The organism is Peribacillus sp. P4_C12, assembly GCF_056402095.1.
In genome coordinates, this window is sequence record NZ_JBFUIB010000142.1 from 1 (window position 1) to 8552 (window position 8552).

Here is an 8552-nt window from a genome sequence, read left to right on the forward strand (position 1 = left end):
CGTGGAAGGTAAATTGCTAGCTCTTCTCCTCCCCACCTGGCCCCGATATCCGTATCACGAATATTATGTTGAATGAGATCAGCGACCTGGATCAGAATATCATCTCCAACCTGATGACCATATGTATCATTAACCCTCTTGAAGTTGTCAAGATCAATCATAATGAAAGTGCCCTCTTCATCTTCTTCCATGGATTGGGACATTTTATCATCGAGATAACTCCTTGAATACAGTCGGGTTAAATGATCGGTAATGACCATTTTTTCAAGTTCTTCACGAAGCATGGAATTGGCCATCGCCAAACTTGAGTGGTGGATAAGCGACTGTAACAACTTAAACATTTCAAATGAGAAGAAATAGGCTCCCTTATGCAGAATAACAGCGAATCCCTTAACATCATTACTTTCCATCATTGGAACTGCCATTAGGGAATGATATTTAACATTCTCATTCGGACAATGAATACTTAAATCCCCGATAAACAGTGATTCCTTATCAACATCAATCTTACCTTTCAGGAAAGTTATATACATACTCGCCTCCTCTGAATCAAAAAACTCAGAGCTTCCTGTCAATAAACTCACTTTGTCACCCGGATGGAGCAGAATAAATCCTGTCTGATCAGCATGAAAGGACTTTATAATTTGCTGCTTCATATATTCCATGGTTTCACTCAAGCGCAGATTGGAATTTAAATGCTGTGATGTCTCATTTATAAGCTGTAAATCTGAAACAAGTCGTTTTGATTGTTGATACAGTTGGGCATTCTCCAAGGCACTTCCAGCAGTATTAGCCAACAATGAAATAAACTCAATTTCATTTTCAGGGAACACGAGTGTATTAGGCGCAATAACCTGAAGAACGCCATAGACCCCTTGTTTACCTTTTAAAGGAGCATATAAAATAGAGTGATTTTCAGATGAGTGATCCTCAAATTGTATGCTACCGTTTACATAAGCCTTTAGTGCAGCCACATTCTCACTATCATATTCGAGGTCCTTGATTGGCAGGTTTTCATGGCTGTCATTATCATGGGAGAGCAGCAGGTAATAATCAAAGGTTGGGTAAACAGTGTGCAACGTCGAGATAATTTCCCCTAAGACCGCGTCCATGTTCATTGAAGAATGAAATTTTTCTGTGACCTTGAAGAGTTGTTTATATCGTCTTTCCTCATCTGATATCTTAGAAATTGATAACGCAGCTTTCAAGATTGTGGTGAATTCTTTAGAAAAAGCAGCCCCTTCTTCCGGAGTAAGGCTTGTAAGGGAGCCATTTTTCCGTTCTTTGAAGGCCGTTAATCCAATGACCTTACCATTATCCCAAAGTGGTATAACAGTCTGGAAATCCTTTACTTCCTGCTGCATACTTACTGTTACATCTCTATCATCTTTCTGTTCTTTCAAGATTATTTCTATATACTCTTGTACAGGAACCTGCATGTTATAATCGTGAAAACATCCGGTAGAGGTTTCTTTATAAAATTGCTGTTTCCACTCGTCAAATTTAAAGAACATTACCTCTTCCATACCTAACAGGTCTTTCGTCTCAAATAAAAAAGTCTCCAAGAATGTTTCGTAATGGAGTTCACCCTGCATATTCTGTATGTGTTTAAAGAAAAGTACTCTTAATTCATTAATCAACCGAGCTGTTTTAATCTTCATCTCTATCATCCCTATATTACAGCCTATTTTTTAAAGAACCTTTTAAGGTTTCATAATACTCCCACTTTAAAACGAAGCAAAAAACTAGATTTAATCGAAACTTATAGTAATAGTTCCCAGGAAACTATTTATTAAAATTCATACTTTTTACTTATTATAACGCTTTCATCGGAAAAACTCTCCCAAAAATAGTGCTTTTTTATGTAATTGTAATTTTATCCCTCGGATTATCTTTAAACTCCCTTTTAATGAAAAGCTAACTGTCCTTGACTCATTGAGCAGAATATTATACAATACTCCTTGTGTAAAATATTGCAGCCTATGTGACAGCTTTTATGTTCTCATTTTGTTCCTCCATACAGAGGTGTATCTCGTAACTCTCTGCTGCTAGGGCGAAGGTACATGAAAACAAAATGGTCATAACCGTTTATTCACACGGTTTTTATTTTACCAAAATAAAAACATTTAAAGGAGGAGTCATCCTATGGCTCGTTATACTGGCCCAAGCTGGAAACTATCCCGTCGTTTAGGAATTTCCCTAACAGGTACTGGTAAAGAATTAGAAAAACGTCCTTATGCTCCAGGACAACATGGTCCTAACCAACGTAGAAAAATTTCTGAATATGGAATTCAACTACAAGAGAAACAAAAACTTCGTCACATGTACGGAATCACTGAACGTCAATTCCGCACAATGTTCGACCGCGCTGGCAAACTTAAAGGTGTTCATGGTGAAAACTTCATGGTTCTTCTTGAATCACGTCTTGACAACCTAGTTTACCGTCTTGGTTTAGCTCGCACACGTCGTCAAGCACGTCAACTTGTTAACCACGGTCACATCACTGTAGACGGAAGTCGCGTAGACATCCCTTCTTACAAAGTGTCTCTTGGACAAACAATCTCAGTTCGTGAAAAATCACGTAACTTCTCAATCATTAAAGAATCAGTTGAAGCAACTAACTTCGTACCTGACTTCCTTACTTTTGATGCTGAGAAATTAGAAGGTACTTTCACTCGTTTACCAGAACGTTCTGAATTGCCTGCTGAAATTAACGAAGCTCTTATCGTTGAGTTCTACTCTCGTTAATAACTTCACAAAAAAACCTCATCCTTGGATGGGGTTTTTTTGTGCACAGAACTCAACTTCCAGACAAAACAAGGCCCGGCTGAGATTCAGCAGGGCCTTGTATTCTCATTTCACTAATGTATATTTCTTCTTACCGCGACGAACAAGGATGAACTCTCCTTCAATCTTAACCTCTTCAGCCACGACATATTGCAGATCAGTCACTTTCTCTCCATTGATGGAGATTGCACCATTCTGAATATCTTCACGAGCTTGTCGCTTGGATGGAGAAATCTTCGCTTCAACAATAAAATCAACTAAGCTGATATCTTCCTTACTTTCACGTTCAAAGGTCGGAACATCTTTAAAGCCCAATTTAATTTCGGCCGCACTTAAATTTTTCACCTCACCGCTGAATAGAGCTGCAGAGATTTTGATTGCTTGGTCAAGAGCTTCCTGCCCGTGAATCAAACGTGTCATTTCTTCCCCTAAAGCTTTTTGCGCTTTACGTAAATGCGGTTCAGTCTGCACGGATTGCTCTAACTCTTCAATTACTTCACGTGATAGGAATGTGAAGAATTTCAAGTATTTCACGACATCAGCATCCGCTGTATTAATCCAGAATTGGTAAAATTCATAAGGAGTCGTTTTTTCCGGATCAAGCCAGATTGCTCCGCCTTCCGTTTTACCGAATTTCGTTCCGTCCGCTTTCGTCACGAGCGGAATCGTCATGCCGAACGCTTTTGCTTCCTCGTCATGCGATTTACGAATCATTTCAAGACCGGTCGTAATATTGCCCCACTGATCACTTCCGCCAATTTGCAACTTACAGTCATGATTATCGTATAAATGACCAAAATCGATCCCTTGTAAAATTGTATACGCGAATTCCGTAAAAGAAATCCCTGTTTCCAAACGGGAAGCAACCGTGTCTTTTGCCAACATGTAGTTAATGCCGATGTATTTCCCGTAATCACGCAAGAACGTAACCATGTCGATTTTACCTATCCAGTCATAGTTATTGACCATAACTGCGCCATTTTCACCTTCAAATTCAAAGATTTGGGATAGCTGCCCTTTAATACAGTCGGCATTATAAAGTACTTTTTCCAACGTTTGCAGCTGGCGTTCTTCTTTTTTACCGCTTGGGTCACCGATAAGTCCAGTCGCCCCTCCTACAAGTACAAGGGGACGATGACCGTGCTGTTGGAAACGGCGCATTGTTAAGAATGGCAATAAATGTCCGATGTGCATACTATCCGCGGTTGGATCTACCCCACAGTATAAAGAAATTTTTTCTTTTTCTAAAAGGTCCTTAAAACCCTCTTCATCCGTTTGTTGATAAATAATCCCTCTCCACTCGAGTTCCTTTAGCAATTCCATTTTATAATTCCTCCTTCAAATCCGAAAATATCCCGCAAAAAGCATACAAAAACGCCCCTTCATATAAATATGAAGGGACGAATAAATTCGCGGTACCACCCAACTTGAGGACATAAAGCGTCCTCCGCTCGAGACGAATAACGGTCGTCAACCGTTTCCTGCTACTAATCATTTCACAGCAAATGCTCAAGGAAGTAATTCATCTCACTATATGTACCGATTTCCACTGACCACCGGCTCTCTAAAACAGGGATAGTTTGACTACTGGGTCCTATCATCGCGCTTTTTTAATAAATTTTATTGTTAATAAGTTTTTATCATACATAACATTCATTGTCAACATCACCCTTACAGATTCTAGAAAAATATGAAAGTTCGCCTTTCCCTTCCGTGTTATATGCTATAATATATGTGATTTCAGGGGGTATGATACATGAATAATAATCAAAAAGATAGATTTCAAACAGCATGGAAACAGCTAACCCGTTTTTTTCAAAATGAAAAAACAAAAAAAAATGCAAGGGTTACATACCAAGTCATTTGGAACCTAACGTTGATCCTCATTATTGTTGGGGTTCTAGGATTCTCATTCGCCGGCGGCGTTGGAGCCGGCTATTTCGCTGCCCTCGTCAATAATGAGCCGGTACGCTCAAAGGATGATTTAAAAAAGGACATTTACAATTATGAAGAGACCTCTGAGGTATACTTTTCGGATAAAGTATACTTGGGCAAGCTCAAAAGTGACCTTGATCGTGAAGAAGTATCCATCGATAAAGTTTCCGACCATCTTAAAAATGCAGTCATCGCTACAGAAGATGAGTATTTTTATGAACATAACGGAGTTGTTCCGAAGGCTATCCTGCGTGCAATTTATCAGGAATTTTCGAATGCATCCGTTCAATCAGGTGGAAGTACTTTAACACAACAGCTCATAAAAAACCAAGTCTTAACGAACGAAGTATCATTTGAACGGAAAGCAAAAGAAATTTTACTTGCGCTCCGGGTCGAGAAGTTCTTTGAAAAAGAAGAGATTTTAGAAACCTACCTAAACGTCTCTACTTTGGGACGAAACTCTTCCGGACAGAATATTGCTGGTGTCCAGTCGGCTGCCGAAGGTATTTTCGGAGTGGAAGCTAAAGATCTATCTTTACCCCAATCTGCCTTTATTGCAGGATTACCGCAAAGTCCTTTTGGGTATACTCCATATACCCAGCAAGGGAAACTTAAAGATAATCTAGAACCCGGAATTAACCGGATGAAAACCGTATTAAAACGAATGTATAGCAATGAATACATAACAAAAGAACAATATGATAAAGCAATCGCATACGACATAACAAAAGACTTTATCGGTAAAAAGGCGTTGCCATCTGAGAAATATCCATGGCTCACCTATGAAATAGAAAAACGCTCCATTGAAATTTTGTCACTTAGCTTAGCAAAAGAAGATGGATATGAAGAAAAAGATTTAGAGAACGATGATTTAAAAAAGCAATATTTAGCACTAGCTGATCGTAAACTTCGTCAAAACGGCTATAAAATTTATACGACAATCAATAAAAAGATCTATGACAAGATGCAAGAAGTAACTAAAAACTATCCAAATTTCGGATATGATAAAACCGAACAGGTCATCGATCCAGATACGAAAGAAATGAAAACTGTAAAAGAGCCCGTTGAGGCGGGAGCTATCCTTATTGAAAATAAAACAGGGAAAGTCATCAGTTTTGTCGGTGGACGTGACTTTAAACGGGAACAAACAAACCATGCAACATCATCACTACGGTCAAATGGATCAACGATGAAACCGCTATTGGTATACGGTCCAGGCATTGAGCTAGGAAAGATTTCACCTGGGAGTGTGACAGCCAACGTACCCATTACCATTCCAGGCAATACGCCGTGGCGGCCGGGAAACTATGGCGGTGGAAGCCTCACCGGCTTAACGACAGCTCGGGAAGCGTTAAAGAATTCGTATAATATTCCAGCTGCCCTATTTTACATGAAAATCATCAACCAAAATCCGGTTTCCTATTTGGAAAAAATGGGCTTTACATCTTTAACAAAAGGGGATTACTCAAATCGTGCCATGTCATTAGGTGCCTTGGACAAAGGTGTAACTGTTGAAGAAAATGTCAATGCGTTTGGCACATTTGCCAATTCAGGGGAATTCGTTGATGCTTATATGATTGACAAAATCGTATCAAAAGATGATGAGGTCATCTATGAACACAAAGCAAAACCAGTAAAAGTATTTTCACCGCAAACAGCTTATTTAACGCTTGATATGATGCGGGATGTCGTAAACAGCGGTACGGCGGCTTCGGTCAGGAACCGACTTGCTTTCTCCAGTGACTGGGCAGGTAAAACCGGGACTGGACAAAACTATTGGGATGCTTGGTTTGTCGCCACTAATCCAAATGTAACGTTCGGTACATGGATGGGTTATGACACACCGAAGTCTTTAAAAGGAACCTATAATGGTCTTGAATATAATAAACGTAATATCTATTATTGGGCAGATTTGATAAATGCCGCATACAAAGTCGATTCAAAACTCGTCGACCCTGATAAGCGGTTTGAGATGCCCGGCGGAATTGTCAGTCGTTCCTTCTGTGGCGTTTCAGGCCTTCTGCCTTCAAATTCATGTCAAAAGGCTGGACTTGTCAAGTCTGATTTATTCATCGCCAAATATGCCCCATCTAGAGCAGATAATAGTTTCATAGATGGACAATATGTATCAGTCGGCAGCAAACGATACGCGGCTCTTCCACAAACACCGAGCGAATTCACAAGCGGCGGGTTCATGCTGAACCCTGCGTCCTTTGAAGATATCGGATTGAAATATGTGGATGATCCCGGATCCTTAATTCCCGGAGGAGAAAAATGGGGCACTGTCGTCGGGACGAAGGCGACACTTAATGATAATGGAAAAGCGCCTAATGCACTTTCTATCACTGTAAGTAACAATAAGATTTCATGGGGGCTTCACCCTGAAGGAGATGTCGTCGGCTATCGCGTCTACAAAAATGGTAGAAAAGTGGCGAGCATCAATTCTGGGGGTAATCTTGTTTACACTGCCGGATCGGGTGGATCTTATTACGTAACAGCTGTAGACATAGTCGGTAAAGAATCAGCACCTTCGCAACATGTTGAAATCGGCGCTAAAAAGACAAGTGCAAAAGCGGAAGATAAAGATAAAGATAAAGACAACAATTCAAAAGATTCCACTAAGAATAAAGATAATATCGCAAATGAAAAAATAGATACCGAAGAGAAAAAACCAGACTCAAAAGAAGAGAACGTTACTGCAGAAAAAGACAAAGATACAACCAACACAGATAAAGAAGATACAGGCAAAGATACAAATATAGACAAAGAAACAGACCAAAATACAGACCAAAACAAAGACACAGATAAAGCTGAAGAAGAGGAAGAAGAATAACACGCTTCTTGAAGTAACTTAGCAGGCTGCGGGGAAACGACCCGACAGCCTGTTTTTTTATAGATTTATTATTTCCTATGCTATTATTTAACTTGATTAGCATAGGACCCTTAAACTTGAGACACATGAAAAAGGCATCCATGCCAATGAACATGGATGCCTTTTTCTACTATTCTTGATTCCAAATAACCCGGCTTTTCAATCTTCCATTGATGATAAATCGCCAGTTGGAAGATCAAGTTCCCAAGCTTTCAAGACCCGGCGCATGATTTTACCGCTTCGTGTTTTCGGAAGTTTATCTCGGAATTCAATTTCACGTGGTGCGGCATGTGCTGCGAGACCTAGCTTAACAAATTGACGAATTTCTTCAATCAATTCATCGTTGGCTTCGTATCCGTCACGAAGGGCAATAAACGCTTTAATAATTTCTCCCCGGACTGGATCTGGCTTCCCGATAACCCCTGCTTCAGCAACGGCTGGATGCTCAACCAACTTGCTTTCCACTTCGAAAGGACCTACTCTTTCCCCGGCTGTCATGATGACATCATCTACGCGGCCTTGGAACCAGAAATATCCTTCTTCATCCATATAAGCGGAATCCCCAGAAACATACCAATCGCCTGGCATAAAGTAAGATTCATATTTTGACTCATTATTCCAGACAGTCTTCATCATTGAAGGCCAGCCTTTTTTAATAGCAAGGTTCCCCATTCTGTGCGGAGGAAGCTCTTTACCTTGATTATCCACTATTGCCGCTTCCACACCTGGGATCGGTTTCCCCATCGAACCCGGTTTGATTTCCAGGCAAGGATAATTACAGATGAGTTGAGCACCTGTTTCCGTCATCCACCATGTGTCATGGATGCGGTGATTGAATACTTTCATCCCCCAGCGGACCACCTCCGGATTCAACGGTTCACCGACACTTAAGACATGGCGGAGAGAACTTAAATCGAATTGTTTAACGATTTCGTCTCCTGCCCCCATCAGCATCCTG

Annotated in this window: 5 protein-coding genes and 1 other annotated feature; of the genes, 2 read left to right on the forward strand and 3 right to left on the reverse strand. The window is 40.3% G+C overall.

Annotated features, from left to right (window positions below; all coding sequences use genetic code 11):
* Positions 1 to 1661: sensor domain-containing diguanylate cyclase (locus tag AC1DUW_RS16280; protein ID WP_477642965.1), on the reverse strand; the 1661-nt coding region annotated here is incomplete at its 3' end.
* Between the two features lie 484 nt (positions 1662 to 2145).
* Here AC1DUW_RS16280 and rpsD point away from each other — a divergent pair.
* Entirely contained in the window at positions 2146 to 2748 is a 603-nt protein-coding gene (gene rpsD / locus AC1DUW_RS16285) for a 30S ribosomal protein S4 (RefSeq protein WP_053347316.1), read from the forward strand.
* Between the two features lie 105 nt (positions 2749 to 2853).
* On the opposite strand, the gene tyrS is transcribed toward rpsD, so the two are convergent.
* Positions 2854 to 4110, reverse strand: coding sequence for a tyrosine--tRNA ligase (gene tyrS, locus AC1DUW_RS16290; protein ID WP_252431093.1), 1257 nt, complete (start codon positions 4108 to 4110; stop codon positions 2854 to 2856).
* A 70-nt stretch (positions 4111 to 4180) separates the two neighbouring features.
* Positions 4181 to 4397, reverse strand: a binding site (T-box leader).
* Between the two features lie 146 nt (positions 4398 to 4543).
* Between tyrS and AC1DUW_RS16295 the strand changes: the two genes are divergently transcribed.
* Positions 4544 to 7555, forward strand: a complete 3012-nt coding sequence (locus tag AC1DUW_RS16295) for a transglycosylase domain-containing protein (protein ID WP_477642966.1) — start codon at positions 4544 to 4546, stop codon at positions 7553 to 7555.
* 198 nt (positions 7556 to 7753) lie between these two features.
* On the opposite strand, the gene AC1DUW_RS16300 is transcribed toward AC1DUW_RS16295, so the two are convergent.
* Positions 7754 to 8552 (reverse strand): AMP-binding enzyme (locus AC1DUW_RS16300; protein ID WP_477642967.1); only part of this gene is annotated, 799 nt, incomplete at its 5' end.